The organism is Oribacterium sp. NK2B42 (genome assembly GCF_000424445.1).
Lineage (GTDB): Bacteria > Bacillota > Clostridia > Lachnospirales > Lachnospiraceae > Oribacterium.
In genome coordinates, this window is the sequence record NZ_AUJX01000054.1 from 1 (window position 1) to 20697 (window position 20697).

General features: G+C 42.9%; 24 protein-coding genes and 1 pseudogene. 1 reads left to right on the forward strand and 24 read right to left on the reverse strand.

What is annotated here, in order from left to right; genetic code table 11:
* Nucleotides 1-367: 367 nt before the first annotated feature.
* Nucleotides 368-1603, forward strand: coding sequence for an IS110 family transposase (locus tag G625_RS0112550; RefSeq protein ID WP_029201389.1), 1236 nt, complete (start codon nt 368-370; stop codon nt 1601-1603).
* A gap of 421 nt (nt 1604-2024) precedes the next feature.
* Here the strand turns inward: G625_RS0112550 and G625_RS0112555 are convergent, their stop codons facing one another.
* The 24 genes and pseudogenes from G625_RS0112555 to G625_RS0112670 form a co-directional block, all read right to left on the reverse strand.
* Nucleotides 2025-2348, reverse strand: coding sequence for a hypothetical protein (locus G625_RS0112555; RefSeq protein WP_029201390.1), 324 nt, complete (start codon nt 2346-2348; stop codon nt 2025-2027).
* Nucleotides 2345-3127 (reverse strand): GIY-YIG nuclease family protein, encoded by a 783-nt coding sequence (locus G625_RS21460; RefSeq protein WP_049895892.1) that lies wholly within the window; start codon nt 3125-3127, stop codon nt 2345-2347. The genes G625_RS0112555 and G625_RS21460 overlap by 4 nt, the downstream gene beginning before the upstream one ends.
* On the reverse strand, nt 3124-3303 hold the full coding sequence (locus G625_RS0112565; RefSeq protein WP_029201391.1) for a hypothetical protein: 180 nt from the start codon (nt 3301-3303) through the stop codon (nt 3124-3126). Before G625_RS0112565 ends, G625_RS21460 begins: the two co-directional genes overlap by 4 nt.
* Nucleotides 3300-4034, reverse strand: a complete 735-nt coding sequence (locus G625_RS0112570; protein WP_049895893.1) for an NYN domain-containing protein — start codon at nt 4032-4034, stop codon at nt 3300-3302. Before G625_RS0112570 ends, G625_RS0112565 begins: the two co-directional genes overlap by 4 nt.
* Before the next feature lie 74 nt (nt 4035-4108).
* Nucleotides 4109-4309 (reverse strand): hypothetical protein, encoded by a 201-nt coding sequence (locus G625_RS0112575; protein ID WP_029201393.1) that lies wholly within the window; start codon nt 4307-4309, stop codon nt 4109-4111.
* A gap of 5 nt (nt 4310-4314) precedes the next feature.
* The gene (locus G625_RS0112580) at nt 4315-4521 is read right to left on the reverse strand and encodes a PF20097 family protein (RefSeq protein ID WP_156885123.1); all 207 of its coding nucleotides are present in this window, start codon (nt 4519-4521) and stop codon (nt 4315-4317) included.
* Nucleotides 4522-4629: 108 nt separating this feature from the next.
* Nucleotides 4630-5166 carry a CPBP family intramembrane glutamic endopeptidase gene (locus G625_RS0112590; protein WP_029201395.1) on the reverse strand — a complete coding sequence of 179 codons (537 nt, stop codon included), beginning with the start codon at nt 5164-5166 and terminating at the stop codon, nt 4630-4632.
* Nucleotides 5163-6077, reverse strand: coding sequence for a choline kinase family protein (locus G625_RS0112595; RefSeq protein ID WP_029201396.1), 915 nt, complete (start codon nt 6075-6077; stop codon nt 5163-5165). The genes G625_RS0112590 and G625_RS0112595 overlap by 4 nt, the downstream gene beginning before the upstream one ends.
* Nucleotides 6078-6082: 5 nt before the next feature.
* The gene (locus G625_RS0112600; protein ID WP_029201397.1) at nt 6083-6943 is read right to left on the reverse strand and encodes an NTP transferase domain-containing protein; all 861 of its coding nucleotides are present in this window, start codon (nt 6941-6943) and stop codon (nt 6083-6085) included.
* Nucleotides 6940-8169 carry a CDP-glycerol glycerophosphotransferase family protein gene (locus G625_RS0112605; RefSeq protein WP_029201398.1) on the reverse strand — a complete coding sequence of 410 codons (1230 nt, stop codon included), beginning with the start codon at nt 8167-8169 and terminating at the stop codon, nt 6940-6942. The genes G625_RS0112600 and G625_RS0112605 overlap by 4 nt, the downstream gene beginning before the upstream one ends.
* A gap of 13 nt (nt 8170-8182) precedes the next feature.
* Nucleotides 8183-8647 carry a GtrA family protein gene (locus tag G625_RS0112610; protein ID WP_029201399.1) on the reverse strand — a complete coding sequence of 155 codons (465 nt, stop codon included), beginning with the start codon at nt 8645-8647 and terminating at the stop codon, nt 8183-8185.
* Nucleotides 8648-8671: 24 nt separating this feature from the next.
* Nucleotides 8672-8965, reverse strand: coding sequence for a hypothetical protein (locus G625_RS0112615; protein ID WP_156885124.1), 294 nt, complete (start codon nt 8963-8965; stop codon nt 8672-8674).
* A gap of 37 nt (nt 8966-9002) precedes the next feature.
* Nucleotides 9003-10787: a hypothetical protein gene (locus G625_RS0112620; protein WP_242826635.1), complete on the reverse strand. Its 1785-nt coding sequence runs from the start codon at nt 10785-10787 to the stop codon at nt 9003-9005.
* Nucleotides 10788-11057: 270 nt separating this feature from the next.
* A pseudogene (locus G625_RS23650) lies at nt 11058-11696 on the reverse strand (YidC/Oxa1 family membrane protein insertase); the annotation flags it as partial.
* A gap of 206 nt (nt 11697-11902) precedes the next feature.
* On the reverse strand, nt 11903-12169 hold the full coding sequence (locus G625_RS0112625; protein WP_207637312.1) for a hypothetical protein: 267 nt from the start codon (nt 12167-12169) through the stop codon (nt 11903-11905).
* A gap of 267 nt (nt 12170-12436) precedes the next feature.
* On the reverse strand, nt 12437-12865 hold the full coding sequence (locus G625_RS19850) for a type IV pilin protein (RefSeq protein ID WP_044932635.1): 429 nt from the start codon (nt 12863-12865) through the stop codon (nt 12437-12439).
* A gap of 139 nt (nt 12866-13004) precedes the next feature.
* Nucleotides 13005-14225, reverse strand: a complete 1221-nt coding sequence (locus G625_RS0112635; protein ID WP_029201403.1) for a type II secretion system F family protein — start codon at nt 14223-14225, stop codon at nt 13005-13007.
* Nucleotides 14226-14454: 229 nt separating this feature from the next.
* A complete protein-coding gene (locus tag G625_RS0112640) occupies nt 14455-15507 on the reverse strand; it encodes a type IV pilus twitching motility protein PilT (RefSeq protein ID WP_198014897.1) in 1053 nt (350 codons plus the stop codon).
* Between the two features lie 72 nt (nt 15508-15579).
* On the reverse strand, nt 15580-16341 hold the full coding sequence (locus G625_RS21465; protein ID WP_084152896.1) for a TraX family protein: 762 nt from the start codon (nt 16339-16341) through the stop codon (nt 15580-15582).
* 25 nt (nt 16342-16366) lie between these two features.
* Nucleotides 16367-18061 (reverse strand): GspE/PulE family protein, encoded by a 1695-nt coding sequence (locus G625_RS0112650; RefSeq protein ID WP_029201406.1) that lies wholly within the window; start codon nt 18059-18061, stop codon nt 16367-16369.
* A gap of 386 nt (nt 18062-18447) precedes the next feature.
* The gene (locus tag G625_RS0112655; RefSeq protein WP_029201407.1) at nt 18448-18897 is read right to left on the reverse strand and encodes a hypothetical protein; all 450 of its coding nucleotides are present in this window, start codon (nt 18895-18897) and stop codon (nt 18448-18450) included.
* A gap of 117 nt (nt 18898-19014) precedes the next feature.
* On the reverse strand, nt 19015-19191 hold the full coding sequence (locus tag G625_RS0112660; RefSeq protein ID WP_242826636.1) for a hypothetical protein: 177 nt from the start codon (nt 19189-19191) through the stop codon (nt 19015-19017).
* Between the two features lie 196 nt (nt 19192-19387).
* Nucleotides 19388-20221 (reverse strand): class B sortase, encoded by an 834-nt coding sequence (locus tag G625_RS19860; protein ID WP_044932637.1) that lies wholly within the window; start codon nt 20219-20221, stop codon nt 19388-19390.
* 296 nt (nt 20222-20517) lie between these two features.
* The coding region (locus G625_RS0112670; RefSeq protein WP_029201409.1) for an IS200/IS605 family transposase at nt 20518-20697 on the reverse strand (180 nt) is incomplete at its 5' end.

Genomic DNA, 20697 nt, shown 5'->3' on the forward strand with positions numbered 1-20697 from the left:
CAGGCATCCATTTCCCCACAGGGTGGATACGCAACCTAGCGGCTTATACAGGTATAGCCTGAGGCTCCCAACCAGCCAAAACATAAATCACCACCGAATGGACTGACAGACTTTGTTCGAGGTATCACCAACCGAAGTTGGCTCCCAAGGAGGAACCGTCAATGATCCTGCCTCGATGATTATATACCTTTTGATCTGTCTGGAGTATATGGGAGCTACAGACATGTATAACTGTTAGTTAAGCTCCTTGATGATATCTGATGAGAGGGGAATCCTCCCTTCAATCATTACTTAGATTTGGAAATTGAAACTATTAACTGTAGTCCTTAATGACTACATCATTACTATACTAGGAGGACGTATATATATGGATAAGGTTTACGACAAATGTTGTGGTATCGATGTGCACAAAAAGCTTATCGTAGCCTGTTTTAGAAAAGGCAACAAACAGGAAGTACGTGAGTTTGGTGCAACAACCAGAGAGCTTCTTGAATTATCTGACTGGCTCAAGAGTGGCGAATGTGAAATTGTCGCCATGGAAAGTACAGCATCCTATTGGAAGCCTCTGTTTAATATTCTTGAATCATCAGACTTGAATGCCATTGTTGTTAATGCTCACCATATGAAGGCAGTTCCTGGCAGAAAGACAGATGTGAAAGATGCTGAATGGATTGCCGATCTTCTTCAGCATGGTCTTTTGCAGCCAAGCTATATCCCGGATAAGTCTCATAGAGAGCTTAGAGAACTTGTCAGTTACCGAAAGAGTCTTGTTGGTGAACGCAGCAGAGAATTAAATAGATTACAAAAAATGCTAGAAGGCGCCAACATTAAACTTTCCGGAACAGTTAGAGATATTAACGGCAAAAGTGCACGTAACATTCTAGAATTTCTCATTACAGGTGAATCAATTGACGATACAAAGTATGATGAGATGTATGAGAAAAAAATAATTGCTCATAACCTGAAGGCTTCCAAAGAGCAAATCATAGATGATTTGAATGGAGTCATGACCGCATTGCAACGTAGAATGATGAAGGAACTTCTCGTTCATCTTGACGAACTTAATGTTCATATAAAGAATCTGAATGATGAAATCGACAATTATATGAAACCGGAAGAAAAGCAAGCCGTCGCATTCATCGAAGAAATACCAGGCATTGGTCATACAAGTGCTCAAGCCATAATTTCAGTAATCGGCACTGATATGAGTAGGTTCGCGACCGATGCACACATTTCGTCTTGGGCTGGTCTTTGCCCTGGAGACAATGAAAGCGCCAAGAAAAGAAAATCAGGAAAAACACGTAAAGGAAATTCTTTGCTCCGAAGTACATTAGTCATATGTGCTCATTCTTGCATAAGGAATAAACGTTCATATTTTTATGCACAATACATGAGAATAAGTGCGCATCGCGGAAGGAACCGTGCTTATGTTGCTGTTGCCCATTCTATGCTAGTTGCAATATACCATGTTCTTAAAGATGGTGTAGTTTTCAATGATCTCGGAGCTGATTATTACAATCAGTTCAATAAAGAACGTAAGATTAATGCATATCTAAAAAAACTAAAAGCGCTTGGTTGGGAAGGCCCTATAGTTGCCGCATGAGTCTTCCGATCAAACTCATATTTTCGGAATAAAGTTTGTAAGGGGACAATTTGCGCTTTTTTGGCTCTCCGTAAGTTATTGTTTCAGAGTAAATTCCGACTATATATATGATTTTTGGAATTGAAAAAGCCTCTCTCGTCTTTTTACGAGGGAGGCAACTCTCACTGAGAGCTTATTGGACATAACTCGGGAGCATCCACTTCGTAGTGGGTACTTCTCTTGAGTTAAAGATATTATTTATAATTTTATCTTTCAATAATTTCCTAACATTCAACCTTGGATCCTTATCCCAACGTATCTGTCACCTGCGGTGACCGCCTCCGCCATACTTAAGGCAAAACTCTACGATGTCTTTCTGATTTTATGGTGCCTGTCAACTATGGTTTCTGGTATATCATTCAAGTGATCGTTATAGCCCATTCTACTCATCCTCCCGTAATAACCGCTTTACCGTTTTCGCCGCCTCCGGCAGAATTCTAACATCATCCGTGTTTATCATCTCAAGAGCAGACTTTACTTCTTCAGCCCTGACGATCTGAAGTACTGCATTCAGCCGTACCCTGATTCCGTATTCATCCTTGCTCTCGAAGCCATGCTGTTCCTGATAATACTCCCTGATCTTCTGCGCTTTGAAATTCGGATCTGTGTCGAGCCGGTCGAACGACTCGAGGATATCTTCAATATGCAGAATGAAGAAGTTCTTACCCGCTGTACACAGCAGACGGTTGATCTTTTCTGGTGTCATTGGTTATCCTTCACGTTGTACTTCGTTTTATACTGTCCCAGCAGCTTATGTTCCACAGCCTTATAATCCTCGGTCTCACGGAAATACAACTTCACATATTTCCCGGCTTTCGCCTGCTCCAGAACCACTTTATTCATTTTGCAGTTGGTGCTCTGACCGCCGACATAACAGTTCACAGGTTCGATCACACCATATCCTGTGTTGAACCGCCGTGCCAGTCCGGCAGTCTCGCCGATGTAGATTATCTCGTCATCAGCAACCCACAGATACACGCCCGGCCAATTCCCGGCGTGTATCGTAAAGCGGCAGAAGGAACCGGAGCCGTGGGCGTTCAGGGGTTTTTGTTTCTGATAGTCGGTCTGCGGTTGATACTCTTTGATCCTGCCGTCTCCGTCACATTCCGGGATCAGTTCCTGGACGAAGGAGAATTTGTAACCACAGAGGGTAATAATATCATCAGTGGTTCGGCGCGGAATTTCCTGCATTACTAATTTTGCGATCTTTTCCGCCTTTGGCGCTGCTGTTTTGTCCGGTGTATTTGCCGCTCCATCCTTAACAAATACCACGGTCTCCTGCGTCAGATTTACAGCCTCCACTTTATAGCCTGCATCCATCCACGCAGAAGCATGGTCATGTCCGCCGTTGGCCCACCAGGCACGGTGGTTACGCGGACTCTTCCCGAGTCGGAAAGACAGGATGTCATCCAGATGCGCGAAGGTGAGTTGGATTCTTTCCTCTCCGGATTCCCGGAGGTATGCTGTTAACGGTTCGTACTTCATAAGCGGAGTCCTTTCAGGATGATAAGGATTGGCAGGGTCAGCAAGGTGAAAAGACAGCCTGTGTGTTTTGTGGGCTGTGAAGATTTCTCTTCCTCCTCATCCTCTTCGCCAAGTATTTCTTCCGTCAGGAATATTTCCTCCGGGTCGATTTTACCATTGCTGTTCCAGTCGATCATATAACTATGGTATCACTCGCAGCCTTTCTCAGTTTAACCGGTGCCTTTTCCTCACAGATCAACACCACTCTTTTCCCATGCTGCCGTAACTCTTTTATAGTATCGGCAAAGCCGCCATCAGAAGTTGCTATGCAAAAGATATCCACATTAGGTTGATTTCTCAGAAAATGAATCATATCCCTCTGCATCTTCTTATCAACCTTATCTTTTTCTGGTGCTCCGAACAGTCTGATAATGTTCAGTTCAGAAGATGCGCTCCATGCCGCAGTAGACGGATCTTTCTGCAATATGTAGACTTTTTCGTTTGCCTGATCTACAGTCCCCTGCTCATGTGTATACCTGATGATATCAACTTCTTTCTTGTGGCTAATATTCTCTCCGTCTATGAAAAGAGCGGTATTCTTCTTTTTTCCAGATGCTTTCTTATTTCGTCCTGTGGCGATCTTGTCAGTCCTCTGAGACGTATTTTTAATCTTTGTTTCAACCGTATCAGTTATCCCCTGTCTGTAATTATACACAGGAGGAATTCCGAAATATGGCCGTCCATTCAAATAGTATGTTTTTCTTTCATTACTTTGTTGCTTCGGACGTATCCATACCTGTTCGTCCGGAACATTACGCACAGGTATATCGCTATCTGACAAGTTCAATTTCTCAAGAGCCTTTTCATAAAGCTTCGGACTGTTGATTTTCATTCTGTTTAGGATTATTATTTTTCCTTCGGAAAGCATAGCACCAACAACCTCCTACTGCAGCTTCAATTCTCTGACCAAAATACCGCTTATGGTTCTTCCACAGTGTCCTGTTACATCCTTTCATTGATCGCATCCACAGCGTCCTGCGCCTGTTGTACTGCGTTTTCCTGTGTCTGCTGCGTTTCCTGCTTGCTCACGCCCAAGCTGCCCATCTGCGTCACCACAAGATAAGCGACGATGACAGCGACGATTAAAATGATGATCAGCATCAGGCCGGAGCCTTTACCTTTGTTGCTTTTTAGCTTAGTCATGACTTTCAGTCTCCATACTCGATCACTACTTTCCGGCACACCGGGCAAAGATATGCCGTACAGGTCGGTGCCGTATTGTTATGCTTTGTCAGTATAACATCGTTTCCTTTGGCAGCGAAAAACATTTTATGCGGCTTCTCTGTGAAGTAGACCTCGGCCCTTGCTTGGATGAAGCCTTCGATCATTGTTTTATTACAAAATGGACATGTCATAGCCGTCCTCCTAAAAACCCCAGTAGCCAGTCGAACAGGATACTGCTATGTACACAACTGCGAATGCGAAAATGAGTGCAAGGATGCCGCGAAAGAATCTTTTTGGAGTCATATTTTTCTCCTCATCAGCCATATGCCATCTGCCAGCACAGCAATACTCACCAATACACTCACCCACGCAATCTCAACATCTCCCGCCGTGGCGTTCAGCAGTATATGAGCTATGAGCGGAATCCAGATCCGATGTGTCCGCCGCACAACAGCCCCGGCCCAGACGGAGAAGCAGAAAGCGCTGAAGACCTGCAAGAGAACCGGCAGGATTGCCGGGGATGTTTTCAGATTCCACAGGTGCATTCCGGCAAAGAGCACGGAAACGATCAGGGTTGAGAGGAGCGGCTTCAGCTTTGTCGTCTCAAAGAATACCTTTTTCAACAGAAACCAACGGTAGAACAGTTCCTCAATAACAGCGCCCAGAATAAACACCACGGCCACTGGAAAAAACGGGATCAAGGTGCTGGGTGTCATATAAGTTGCCGTAATGGGAGAGCGCATGGCTGCCGCCATGACCAGGTTTGTCAGCGGGAGCAGGATGACGGGCAGGAAGAAAAGCCAACCTGTTCCGCGCTTAGATGAAGTACCATTCATCTGATCCGCCCATATTTTTCGATATTCCTTTTCAGTCTCTCATAACGCATATCCGCATACTCCTGCATATACTGCCCGTCAAACGGCACTCTGGTCAATCCCCACAGTGTCCAGAGATAGTCCACATACAGTTTTGCGGCTATCAGATATTTCTTTTCTTTCACAGTCGAAGGCCTTCCGTAGTACGCACAGAGAAGTCTTTCATCATCTTCTGCTGCGTAATCTGCTTCGATGGACAGGCAGGAGAGATCCCACATATACTCGTTCATACCGGAGTATTCCCAGTCGATCAGATAAAGCCGTCCGTCTCCATCGAGCACCCAGTTTCCCATCAGGGAATCATTGTGGCACGGCACTTTCCGGATATCATTCTCTGCATCCACTTCCGCCTTGATATTCATGACAGTCTGGCGGACATCTGCATAATCCTGATAAAACGCCGTACCGGCTTTCTGGATGATCCGTTCATACAAATCTGCCATCTCGAACACTTCAAAGCGAACGCCGGTATCTTCTCCACAGGTATGCAGCCGCCTGAAAATATCTGCCGCCTGTAACAGATTCTCTTCTCTGCGCATGACCTCCTCATTCATCGGCTGCGGATTATGGATAAAGCGCATGACTTTACGCCCGTTGTCATCAAAGAATAGCAGCGGAGAATCAATATCCAGTTTGCAGGCCAGCTCGGTGCTCTTCCGTTCATCCAGGCGGTTGATCATCTCTTCTGTGCCCTCACCGGGAAGGCGGACAAGATACTCCTGCCCGTCATTTTTCGTTATCTTATACGAGTGATTCGTCATGCCGCCAAGCCGCTCTATATCTGCATATGTCGAATCTCCTAACGCTGTAAACAGCAGCTCCTTCAGCTTGGGGATATCGTCTTTTTCGATTTTCCTAATCAGGTCCGCCAAGGATTTCACTTCCTTTCTGACAATTTCGCAGTCTCATATAAATACTGATAACAACAGCCGCCACAGTCAAAGGTGAAGCCGATGGCCTCTGCGCCGTTTCCCATGATGGGATGGAAGTGGGTCAATTTGCCTTCCGAAACATTCAGCTCCATTGCAATCGACCGCAGGATTGCTGACCGGGACTCCGACCTGTAGCTTTCATCAAATTCCCGCAGTGCGTCCAGTGAATCAAACTCAAACACCGTATTCGGGGGATACTTTTTTACACGCATCTTCAGGACATCCAGATGCTCTAAGAGAATTGTCTCCCATAGCTTGTCTCTTGAATCCTGCCACTCCGCCTCAAGAATGCGTAGAAACTCCCGGCTGAAGTCCGCTGCCCAGAATGCATGGTCGGCCATATACCAGGCGTTTTTCCCACCGACTGTGACTCGGTCAATCCAGCCGCTCTCATCTTCATGCATACACCACTCCCGCGTAGTTCCATCCGAATACTCTGCGCCGTACCAGGAATCCTCTGCCTCCGCCACAAAGGGATTCCCTGCAAAATACAGGTCGGAAGCGAGAACCAGACTGTTATTAAGCACATCTCTTGCAGCCCATATGGAACTGTTATTGTTCCTGTGCTTACAGTCCGGATTGGGAATCAGGTGAATGCCCTGCGCTTCCAGATAACGGAACTGATCCGCCTTATACCCGGTGACGATAGAAATATCGTCAATTCCGGCAGATCGCAGTTGTCTGATCAGCCGTTCGATCAGCACTTCTCCTTTTACCATCGTGAGTGCCTTGTGCTTTTCATATGAGAGCGGCACGAAACGGCTGGACGCGCCTGCCGCGATGATGATAGCGTTTTTGATCTTCATGATATTGCTTCCACAGACTCTTCCGGTGCCAGTTCCCGATACTTCGCTATTAGATAGTCCGAGGCTCTTTTCGCTCCCTCTCCACGATACATCCATGTTTCGTCTCTGACCTCATGACGGCTGTTCTCATAAGATTTATCCTCAAGAGCAGTATCGATCAGTTCCTTGATATTCTTCAGATTATCCTCGCTCAAAATCGGCCCGAGCCTTGGCACCGCAGTAGCCGTCCAGATCGGTGTGTCCAGCCACCAGGCATCATATTGGCTCTTGTCAAAATCCGTATAGGCGCAGATGACCGGCTTGTCAAAAACAAGAGCGAAGTCAAAGATGACGCCGGAAAAGTCGGAGATCAGGATGTCGGAGCGGTTCAGCACGTCGAAGTTGTCCGTGTCCCGGTTCCACTCCAGCTGGGGGTAATCCTTCATCAGCCGGTCGATCAGTTCTTTTTCCGAAGTGAAGGACTGGGGGTGCGGGCGGATGATGATGTGATACCCAGTGTCAATCAGCTTGTCAATCAGCCTGTTGCCGAAGCGGTTCAGCAGCGAGTTTGCGCCCCAGGAGGGGGCCACAAGGATCGTGCGTTCATGCGGTGCGGGCTTTTCGCTTTCCAGCCGCTTCATTTTCTCGTCCAGATAAGGGATGCCGATGATGATGCATTCCTTTTCCGATTCATTCCGCAGCTTTTCCAAAGCACGGCAGTCGTCGATCTGATACTCACCGGACAGGAGAAGCGCATCATAAAAGTCCACACCGAACATCTTATATGTTGTCAGTTCACTCGGCGCATGTGTCATATGGACATAATACTTTACATCCTTGCTGCGCTTCCACTGGTAGACATCCAGCCCCGGAGTTGTGGAAAAAACCATCGTGGCGTTAAGAAAATTCAGTTTTGCAAACCCCTTATTCCCTTCGCCGATAAACTCAGCGTGAAAATTTTTATAAGAAGCTTTCAGCCCCGGATCATCCGGCGACTGGGTCATGTATGTTACTGGAAAGTCTCGATTGTCCAGTTCCCGTATCACGGGCTCAAACACCTGCCAATACCGCTTATCATCCGAGAAGATGACCAGCTGAGTGGTGGCTGCGTCAGTTTTGACTTTGCCGCCGGCTCTGTACTTCAGGCTCATATACAGCTTCCGCACGCCGAACCAGGCTACAGAGATCAGGCCTGTAGCGAGAGAGAACAGCATGGCACCTGTGCCAGGATCGATATAGAGTTTCATTTAGCTGCCTCCTTCATCTTTTCTCTTTAAAGACAAACCATTTACTTATCACATAGTTTCCTATGATCACAAGCACCTGTGCTATTATCTTTACGATCAAACTGTCTATACTAAGAAGACTAATTCCAAGCCACAGTACCAATTCCTCCAGAATAAGCGTCCCTAATCTTCCAACAAAGAACGCTATACACTCCCGGATAACACCTCTTACACCATGAGCCTTATCCTTGAACACCCATGTCCGGTTTGTCACATAGGCGAAAGCTACACAGATAATCCAGCAAATGACGTTTGCCCACAGTGCATTCATACCGAAGAACTTTGTAAACAACCAGAAAAGGCCGATACTAAGAAGCGTGGTCAACCCACCGAAGAACAGATAGAGCAGCTGCTCCTTAAACCGCAAATAAAACGGCTGCAGCCGCTTCAGTATTCTCCACGACATGATCCTGTCAAAGATATCCTGCTTCTCATTCATCCCGCTTCTTATATGTCCTTTCGCTTATGATGTACCGCGGACGTCCTTTCGGGATTCCCGCTTTGTCTCCAATTCCCGATGGAGAGGAATAAATACATCCGAACACAGTAACACAGCGTCATAAAACTGTGTACCGAACATTCTGTAAGCTGTCCCACCTCCAAGTGAGTGTGTCATATGTACATACCAGTCCACATCCTTGCTGCGTTTCCACTGATAAACATCAAGTCCTGGTGTAGTTGAGAGAACCACGCGGGCATTCAGAAAATTCAGCTTTGCATAGGCTTTATTACCGAGACCGATTACTTCAGACTTCACATAATTATTATCTTCCTTTAACAGAGGATCATCCTCCTCAATCAATTACAGTCCAGTTATTACGATCAAAAATGTTATCGTGAACCGTCCACCATATTATGTCATCTACTGATAAATTATCTTCTTCCGATGTCCTCTGTCGCTTTACACCGCACTCAACCCACAAAGTACCATTTTCTTTCTCGACACTGTTAATCGGAACACCGGTAAATGGATTTGCAGCGTTCTCTATGATACCCTCTGTAGCCAAAACCGGTACATCTGCATTGGTCATGAGTTCATCACTTGTAGTTAAAGGACCCTTTGCACCAAAGTCCTTCACCATCAAGAGAGGATTGACCGATTCAGCATCACATCCATCAGAAAACATCAAATCATCGAACTGTCCAAGCTCGGCTCCATGATCGGCTGCCAAGATAATTCTCGTATTGTCATAAACTCCCAGCTTCTTCATGGCGCCAAACCATTTTGTCAATTCCTTGTAGGATACAACATTCACACAATAATGCTTCCAACTACTGTAGTCTTCTATCTTCATATTTCTTTCACCCACCATACGTTCTCCGTATACAGGTTTATTCCCGGCATCGGGCTTTACTTCATATTCAGGAGGATCAAAGGATGAAGGTTCATGTGTTGTACTGTTCTGAAGAAATATAAAGCTTCCCTCATCAGAATCCAAAGCCGATGTAAGATTAGGTAACTCCATCAGTGCAGTATAATTGTCAATAAACGCTTGTGTAAGTCCTGTATTTCCTCCATCCGGTGTCATGTATTTTCCGGTATCATAAATGGCATCCTTCATAAACAAAGGAGCTGTTTTGTAAATACTGAAGATAAGAAAATTTCTCATTTGAACAGGAATACTGCCGGAATCAAATATACCTTCATATTTCCCATTGAAATGTCCCACTAATTTGAAGGTTTTTATTTTAGGATAATCCTTATAATTTGATAATCCATAAAAAGCAGGATCACATACAGTAGAATCAAAACCATTATCAGAAAATAAAACTGGAAGCACACGCATTGCTTCTGCTCTCTTCTCCCAATCATTTCCCTCTGCATTTTCCGCAAGGATTTTTGGTGTATACTCATATCCTCCGTATAAAGGAGGTGCCCCTAGTATAGTATGTTTAGCATAGGAAATGGTATTTGGATAGTAGACAAAACCATCAAAATCATCTTTAAGCTTTGGAAGTTCATCGAAGATGAAAGGGACCTGTGAGCCTATTGCCCTGTCCAGCATTAAGATCACCACATTCTTTTTGTTCTTACTAAGATGGAGACTACCTGTATAATCTTCTATTTCATTTTTAATCCCGGGTTTCTGAACGCCCGTTACATTTTTCAATGCTTTCGGTATCTGTACTGTGTTATTAACTCCAAGTATCAAGAGAGAAACAGCTACGACTAAAGATGCATTTTTAAGCACCTCTTGTTTCTTCAGCCAGAGTACAAACAAAATCATCACAGTTACAAGTGCAGCCACCAAGTTCAGTAACATTGAAGTTCCTGTGATCACCAGATCACCATCAAAAGACAAATCGGTGTAGTAAAATTCAGGTTTTACGTCAAATATAAAATAATTTATAAGTGAAACTCCGAGGACTATAAGCATAAACCCAAACAAAAAAATTCGTTCTCTGCCTGAAGTAAAATAATAGTATATTGAAGTCCAAAGCAGGAAAAGTCCTGCATAAACCGTAGCAGGATATGTAAGAAGATACCATTGAAAATTTCCGGAAACAGTTTCCACAAACTCAGAAGCCGAGGCTGAAAGCACCGATGAAGGAATGCAGAATCCAAATAGAAGGAACATGCATGTTCCTTCTAAAAAAAACAGCGGATAACAAATTTTCGGAATAATCCTCACTATCTTCGATATTTTGGGTAATGATATATTTTTCTCCTGCAGGATAACATGAAAGATATATATAACCGCAAGAAACAGAAAGAATTCGGATACCACAAAACTGAATCTTGTCCGAATAATACTTGTTGCTGTACAAATAAGAGCTATAAAAATCACAGAAATACTCAGAGGAAGCAGCACCTTACGAGTACGGAAAACCTTAGTCTCCATAATCAGATTTTTAATAACTGAAAACACCTGACTGATCGTCCAGTAAAGTACAAGACCGGAGGGGCTGTTATACAAAAGGAGAAGAAAAATCACTGCAAGTCCGAAAACCTGGATTTTCATTCTCAATCCATGATTTCTCGTGTAAATCAGTCCCGAAAAAAGATTCAGTGCCGTCATCAAAATTGGTAAAAGATTGATCCTTAATCCATTAATTGTCAAAAGACCATCCGGAGCGCCCAGATCAGGAATGGGACCAAAAGTAGCACCTAACAGAAGCGAAGAATTGCTTAAATAGCGATAAGCCGCAATAAAAATAGGAATCTGCAGAAGCAAAGGAAAGGATTCTTTCAGCATTGATACCGGACTATAATGCTCAATCCTATAATAAGCAGACAACATCATATATTGTTCATCACCGGAGAAGGTCTTTTTTATATGATTCACCCACGGCTTCATACTGTTCTGCTTTAATTGTTCAGTCTTCTGAATTCTTTCTGCCTGACGGTAGAGCGGAAGTGCCATCAGATTTACAGTTATACTCAGGAATATGATTGCATCGCCGGGTATTCCAAAGTATTTACAAAAAAAAGAAAACAGTATATCAATAATCAATACCAGGGGTTGAATAAGAATATTATAGACCACTATCCCTCTCTCCTTTTCCGTCTATTACCTAAATACTTTTCTCAGGAAACACATGTATATTCAGTATTCTTAAATATATACACGCTTAATATTATAATTCAAAGGAATATAAACTTCAATTTTCATAAAAAGCCTAATGAATTGGCATAAAACTTAATGATTTTTTATAACTATAATAACTCAAGACCATTGAATGCTTTAGGTCTTTATTTCCATGAATATGAAATACAGTACACATCTACTCCACAATATACTTCTGGTTGCATAGCTAATGGTACATTATTCACATTAACAGTTTTACCATGAGGTTTTAAATTATTTAACAATTCTTCCCAACTTATTCCCTTTTTCCATTTATCAGTCAATAATTTAAGCATTCCATTACCAAGTAATAAAACATTGGGACACTTTAATGTATTAATTTCAAATTGAACTTTTCTTTTTTCTTTGTTAACACTTTCTTTTCCTAGCAATAAAATCCTTAAAAACATTCGTATCTTAATAACGTTGTTTCTTGGAAACTGAATACATAAAATGATTTTTTTTACCACTTAAGTAAGTTATAGAAAAAATACAATGGATAGGATCATTACATATGTCATTATGATCTTTTTGTGATTATTTGAAGTTTATGATTCATTTGAATTATAGCAAAAAAATGTAATATAATTAGAAAAATAATAATCCCCCTCATTAGGAGGGGGATTATGAAATAAAAATAATTATTATATACTATAAGATTATTCAAATTTAACGTTTGTAACTGCACCGTCTGTAATCGTAACTGCTATTGCCTTGCCCTTTGCATCTGTAGTAGCAGTATACTCAATTATACCAGTAGGAATACCAGACAAATCAACTTTACCATCTGTAGCAGTTCCCTGTCCAATTGTAGCACCACCAGATTGTGTAAGACTTCCATCAACACTAGGGTCATAATAAAGCTTACCTGTTGCCGGGTCCGTTCCGCTCAGGATATCCCCAGTCATAGCTTGAACCTGTCCAGCAGCATAAGCAGAACGCAGGTTAGCAAGGTCAGTGGCTTCACGAGATTTCTCAAGCTGAGTTGTAAATATAGGAATCGAAATCGCAACCAGGATACCGATGATTGCAACTACAATGAGCAACTCAGCCAATGTGAAACCTTTTTTGTTGATTTTTTTGAACATGTTTTTTTTCCTCCTGTAATGTTCTATTTCTTTATTGCGAACTTAATCCTCTCAGATAAGTTCATATGTTACACCGGAAGCATTTCTTTAATATGCTCCGGAAGTATCTATTCTCACCCGTTTCCGGGTAAAAAACTTTTTAAAACAAGTTATACATGGTGAACATAGGCAGATAGATTGCAATAACCAGAAATCCTGCAAATATTGCCATGATAACAAGCAGTGTAGGCTCCAGCATGGTGATGGCCTGATGTATGCGGCGTTCTGTTTCGTTGGTGAAGTAATCTCCGATTACATCCAGTGTTTTATCAAGCTCACCGGTTTCCTCACCCACCGAACACATATCCTTAAGTGTGTCCGGGAAGTACTCACAGTTCTTTATACATTCACCTAGCTGCTTACCTTCTTCTATGCGCCCGATCATATTGTAGACATCTCTCTGCATGAGATAGTTGTCCATGACCTTTGCTGTGACAGATACGGCATTGTTAAGAGTAAGTCCTGAAGCGATCATGGTAGACATGGTAATGGCAAACTGGGCAGATCCGTTTAAAACATTGATCTTTCCTATGACCGGCATGGTAAGTGCCAGATTTGCTTCAAAGATCATTCCCCTTTCTGTCTTTACAAACACCTTCCAGGCGATGAATAATGCTATCAAGACCATCAAAACCGCAAGCCACCAATTTGCAAAAAACTCCGCGGTCTTTATCATGATCCTGGTCATGAGAGGTAAATCTCCTCCCAGACTGACGAAAACTTCCGCAAGAGTGGGTACAACCTTCACCATGATGACTATAAGAACTATGACAGCAACAATTACTACAAATATGGGGTAAGTAAGAGCGCTTCGTATCTTCTCGTAATTTCTGGCACTGTTCTCGTAGTACTTGTGCATCCTTTCAAAGGAATTATCCAGAGTACCGGATACTTCTCCGGCTTTTACAGTCTCCAGAAATGTTACGGGAAAGGCCTCTTCGAACTTCTCAAAGGAACTTGTTAAAGTGGAACCTCCGAGAACGTCCTCCGATGCAGTGTTCAATATCTTCCTTAACTTTTTGTCCACAGTCTGTTTTGCTATCATATCAATGGCACGCCCTATGGGCATTCCGGATTTAAGCGTTATGGCAAACTGTGAACACATGAGTGCGAGGACTCTGGTATTTACCTTGGGATTTCCTATCTCCAAATTGAGAAGGCTGCCAATGCTCCTTTTTTCCTTATCAACCGGAGTAAGACTGGTAATGATGGGGCACTTCTGTCTGATCTGGGCAACAGCCGAGAATTCATCCTGGGCCTGTATCACACCCTTTATTTCAACACCCTCTTGAGTTAAAGCTTTGTACGAATAAGTAACCAATGCAATCACCCCTTATCGCTTAGGTTATTGCCTTATAAAGAATATAAAGCAAAATATAAACATATTCAATAGTCTTATTTATATTTTTTATTCCTACATTAAGTTTATCGACGGTATTCAGAAAAACTTAAGTGATTTTTACAAATATATATACAATATAAGTATCATAAAGCATTTTCAGTCAAGCTGAAGCGGTCCGAAAACAACTTTTAACATTCTTTTTAGTCAACTAGCCAAGAAGTCTTTTCCTGACATAAATCTGATCCACGGCGGCATTTATCGCTGTTTCAGGAGTTATCTTGCCCTCCGCTACCATCTTTATGAGACAGTTATCCATGGTCATGGAGCCCTGTTCCGCAGAGCTTAGCATGAAGCTTTGCATCTGTGGTGTCTTTCCTTCACGTATGAGATTTTGCAATGCAGGTGTAACGATCATCACTTCCGCTGCAACAACTCTTCCATTTCCTCCTGACTTCACAAGAAGCTGCTGTGACAGTACCGCCTTTAAGGTGGTTGACAGCTGAAGTCTTATCTGCTGCTGTCTCATCTCGGGAAAAACACCTACGATACGGTCGATGGAATCCACGGCGCTGTTGGTATGCAAGGTGGCAAATACCAGGTGTCCCGTTTCTGCTGCGGTAAGAGCAGTTTCAATGGTTGCAAGGTCACGCATCTCACCGATAAGGATTACATCAGGGTCCTCACGAAGGATGGCACGCAGTCCGTTTGTATAGCTCTCTGTATCTTTTCCAACCTCACGCTGGTTTATGATGCTTTTATCGGATCTGTATATATACTCGATAGGATCCTCAAGGGTTATGATGTGATCATTTCTTGAGTGATTGATCCTGTCAAGAATAGCTGCAAGAGTTGTTGATTTACCTGAGCCTGTCTCACCTGTGACCAGAACTATGCCCTTCTGGAGATTCGGAAATGTTGATACTACCTTGGGAAGTCCCAGTACATCAAGATCCGGAATGTTACTGGACAGAATTCTGAGAGCGGCAGAGACATTACCCTGCTGACGGAACAGATTGATACGGACACGTTCGTTAGCAATGGTTCCTCCGCAGTCAAGCTCACCCATATCTTCGATCTCTTCATATTTCTTCCCTGCCATTTCCTTGGCAAGGTACTCGCAGTCCTCCGGGCTCAGAACATTCTCAGCCAGATCCACTATGCGGCCATCTATGCGGCACTTAATGCGAAGGCCTGCAACGAGGTGTATATCTGAGGCGCCCCTTTTTGCGGCGAGATCAACGATATCCTGAATATGTATCATGAGAACTCCTTTTCTTAAAAAAGCAGGTACGTGCCGGAGATTTCCATAGAGGGACCGGCGGCTGTACCTTTTTCATATAAGTTTAAAAATGATCCAAAAAATCATTAAATGAAGCGGATAGAATATATAAAAAAACCATTTATTGGATGGCTTGTATACTTTGTCATCATAGAACCGGGTGATAAGAACCGCTGCCAATACGAATCCGGAAACACTGGCTAATGCTTTCAAAAAAGTACTCTCTGAAAGGGCGTCCACCAGAAGTATCAGAAAGAAACATTGGCACCAGGCGAACTTAAGTCTTTTTTGATCGAGCCTGAAGCCGGGTCCACTCTCCACCGGTTCAAACGCTTTTACCAAAAACAAGGTAAAAGGTACAGCAAGCATGGTCCAGTCGGTGAAGCAATTGACTATAAAGAGTCCAAAGATCATCAGACGCCTTTTAGCTGAATCATATATGTGATAATGCACATATATGACACAAAGGCACGCAGCCAATGCAAAAAGCATATTCAGAACAGGTATCCTGAATGCAAGATAAAACGGGATCTGCCCCAACAAGCCGAACAAAAGGAGCCTTTTCATATACTTTTTCACATCTTTCGTGTAAAAGTACCCTTCTATCAGAAAGTAGATCATAGCAGTTCCTGTGAAGGTACCGAGGTATACGAAAATATCATAGAGCGTTGCTGCCAAAGACTGTGATAAATGAAGCTTTGTGAGTATCTCACTGTTTCCCTCAAGTCCCGGATTCAAAAAAATTTCCGCAAAATGATCCAACACCATAAAAAGTATCGCCAGCCATCTGAGATTATTTTTTGATAGTTTTAACATTCACGATCCTGTCATGTTCCGATCATCAATCTTCCAGCTCTGTTACGGTTCTCATGACTTCATCCACAGTTGTGATGCCGTCTTCCACCAGCTTGTCAGCATTTTCAAGCATGCTGATATAACCTGTTTCCTTAGCAAGCCTCTGGAATTCCTGCTTATTTCCGCCACTGGTGATACATTGTCTCAGTTCATCGTTCATGACCAGAACTTCGAAGTCACCGATTCGTCCTCTGTATCCGGAATTGAAGCACATATCGCAGCCTCTTCCATGATAGAAGATACGCCCCGGTTTCTCCTTAAGTCCTGCAAGCCTTATCTTTTCAGGAGTAATCTGCACTTCTTCCTTACAGTTCACACAGATACGGCGGAGAAGTCTCTGGGAAATGATACCTCTGAGACCTGCCGCGATAAGGTACGGTGCAACTCCCATATCCTTAAGTCTGTCGATGGCGCTGATGGCATCTTCAGTATGTATGGTTGTGATAACCAGATGACCTGTCATGGCTGCACGCATGGCGATTTCCGCAGTCTCACTGTCACGGATCTCTCCTACGCAGATGATATCCGGATCCTGACGAAGGATGGAACGCAGACCGGAAGCGAAGGTCAGACCGACCTTTTCATTGATCTGCACCTGGATAGCTCCGTTAATGTTGTACTCAACCGGGTCTTCAAGGGAGATCAGGTTAGTTGTCTCTGAAAGAAGTTCGTTAACGAGGGCGTACATGGTGGATGACTTACCGGATCCGGTAGGACCTACGATCATTATTACACCGCTTGTGAGACCAAGAAGTTTTGAGATCTTTGCATCTTCTGCCTCAGGGATACCGATACCGCGGCGATTAAGCTTTGAACCATCCCGTCGTAAAATTCTGATAACTATATTCTCGCCATATATGGTGGGTAATGTTGATACACGGAGATCGATATCCTGTCCCTTTATGCGCACTTTGGCACGACCGTCCTGTGGGACACGTCTTTCAATGATATCCATTCGGCTCATGATCTTGAGACGTGAGATAACAGGCTCCATAAGGTTATGAGGTATGGTGAGGATCTTGTGAAGACGTCCGTCGATCCTCATTCGGATGATGAGATCCTTTTCCGACGGCTCCCAGTGAATATCGGAAGCATTCTCGATATAAGCACGCTCGATGATAGAGTTTACTAGACGTATTGTAGGTGCGGATTCTTCACTGGTATCGATAGTATCGTTCTGAGCTGAGGAAACAACCTCTTCATCGGAAATTCCCGCTTCAGCCCTCATCTGAGCCATAGCCTGGGCAGCACCTTCGTTACCGTAAAGAGTGTTTATGGCATGATCGACAGCATTACCGGCTGCGATCATGGGAATGATATTCTTTTTACTTGCTTTTTTGGCATCCTCCACAGCCATGAAGTTTGTAGGGTCTGCCATGGCAAGGAAAAGATTGTCCTTGGATATAGAAACCGGCACCATACGGTTCTGCTTTGCCAGATTCTTTGGTATATACTGGGACATTTCCGGAGATATGTCCGACTTTGTAAGGTCGATATAATCGATACCCAGCTGTAAACGAAGGGCATCAACCATTTGGGATTCAGTTATGAAGCCATGCGCTACAAGTGTAGTACCCAGTCTTTCATGCTCTTGCTTCTGGATCTTTAAAGCTTCATTAAGCTGCTGCTCGGTAATGAAATTCATCTCTACCAGCATGTCACCAAGTCTTTTAGTTCTCATATTGTTCCGCCTTTAGTAAAAAAATTGCTTGCGCATTCTTCTACTAATTTACCGACTTGTTTTTGTGATTTAATAAATGTTTTATGGTATTAAAATAAGAAATTCAGAAAATTTTTTCGCATATGTATGTGTAAGATATAAGCCTCAGCAGTTCAGCAGAAATTTAACTGTTATGAATACCGGAAATTAAACTGTAAAAAATGCATTAAAAAAGCCGAACTTTGCGCCCGGCCATCGAAACCTTATTGGTTTCCCTTCATTATCCTTACTATAAACGATAAATGAAATAATATCAAGCAGTTTATCGTAATAAAATGTACCTTTTTTAATAGTTTTTGTAATTTTTAGCAAAAAATCGTAAGAATCAGCAGATTCTTTTCTGAATCTTATCCAAGTGCCTCATCCATCAAAAATAAAAGGTCGAGAACACTGTCAAATCTGCTCTTCTTATCACTTTCAACATGAAGAACCATTCCCTGCCAGCTGGAATGCTGTCGCATCTCTGTCAGTAAAAGGAAGGTAGCTGCCTTTCCTCTTTCCTGAGAAATGTCTCTCGCTTTAGTCTCAGCGGCTATATGAGTAAGCTTCTTCTTCCCGGTAACCTCACCTCCATTTGCAGGATCGCTTCTATGCACGGTGAAGCTGCGGGTTTTTGAAGAGGCTTCGGGAAATCCCCAGTCATCATATATAGCATCAAGTTCATTCAGCATACTCACGCAGGAATCAAACTCGATTCTTCTGTCGTCATACTGATTAATGATAACGCCGCTGAAATCATGATCACGGGTTTTTTCAACAAGTATTCCGATAAGATTAATACCGTTAAGTTTTTCCATATATTCTCCGTTCTTCGGGCAAGTCACTTATATCATAGTCTCTTGACGCATCACACACGTATACGTCCCTGCTTTAAATATACAGGAAAATGTCGCAAATATATAGCTTAATAATCTTTATTCGTTAAAATCCTCAGTGAAATTATCATCGTCCATTGCGCCGTTCAGCATCTTGATAAGTTCAAGAGTGGATCTGAAATACTTAGTCTTTGACTTCTGTGCCCAGGTAACCTTGCCCTGCCATGTTGCATTCTCACGACACTTAATGTTAACAATAAATGTTTCGTTATTCATCATGTCCCCTTTCAACTTCTGATGATCAATCAAATCCCGACCCCTTTTTCGGGAAAAGATGAATGTATGTCATATACTCAGACATACTTACAGAAGTGCCCTTTACATATGTATGACTATAACGCTTAAGTTGTTAAAAAAAAGATTAAAACGCTTTCAATATTTGTTTAGGTGACAATTTTAGTTAATTTGTACATCATTTAAAATCCAGTCTTTTGCCCTTAGATGGATTTCTGGTGGAAATCAGAGCTCCATGAACCACAAATCGTTCATTTCCGCCGGATCTTCCGGAGCAGGTGGATAAGGTCACCAGGCCGGGTCTCTCGTTAAATTCAATGTCTTCGGCGTATTCAGTGAAATTGGAATTCTTTAATGCGCGATCGATATATGCGTCATAGTCCTCTTCCGACAATATGTCATCATAGGTTTTTGAGGAGCCTAGTGTCTGATAGTACGAAAAAATTTCATATTTTCTGACCTGTCCATCGGTGTAAATATAAAAATAAGGGTTTGAAGCTGCGAGTCCAGGCTCTTGGTTAAACTTCTTCAGGGTTCCGAACATTGAACCGTTTTTCATATTGTGGCCAAAGATGAAAGTATTGTAGCCTTTGAAGTTTCGTTCACTCAGATAATCATAGAAGATGCATCCGGCAAAGTTATACTTTCCTTCAAATGTTTTGTGCAGGTAGTCTTCATTATCCTTGGAGTAAACAACCGGATAAGTCATATCCAGCCCAGGAACATACAGAACACAGGCCATACTGTCATTGATGGATTTCAATTTCTGAAAATCAATGGAAAGCGTCGGAAAATAATCGGTTCTTTCGTCATAAACATCGGCCGGTTCCCCCGTGTCTTCCACTATCTTAATGTAATTATCATTGATATCCGCATACTCATCTGCGGCTTCTTTGTATTTCAGATAGTCCTTCATATAGAGATATCCGAAAATAATTGCCGCCGCTCCCGCTATGACGGGGATGAGATAAAACAGGATCGTCCCCGGTGTGAGTTTCTTTTTTTCTTTCATTTGGGGTTACCTCGAAAAGTTAAAAATGTCAAAACAATTATAGCAGAAGAATACCATATGTATAAGACCTAAACCAGTGGGGACGGTTCTTGCCGGGAGGGACGGTTCTTGTCGGAGAGAACCGTCCCCGCTGGGACTCTATCGGAAATCACAACCACCCGTCAAACGGGTGGTTTGCTCTGAGGCTATAAGCCTCTGATTACTCAGCCGGCGTCTCAAGGCGCTGGCTTTCACTTTGCTCAAGCCACTATGCGTTTGACTCGTCGCTACCGCTAAAGCGGTGTTTGTACTACCAGCTACCCTTTAAAGGGGTCTTCGTATTCCTTAACACTTAGCTTATCCATTGCTATATCGTGTTTCTCTTGATCTTGGATATATTTTTTGATTGTTGCTTCGTTAAGTCCTACTGTTGACACATAGTAACCTTCTGACCAAAAGTGTCTGTTTCCAAATTTATATTTCAGATTTGCGTGTTT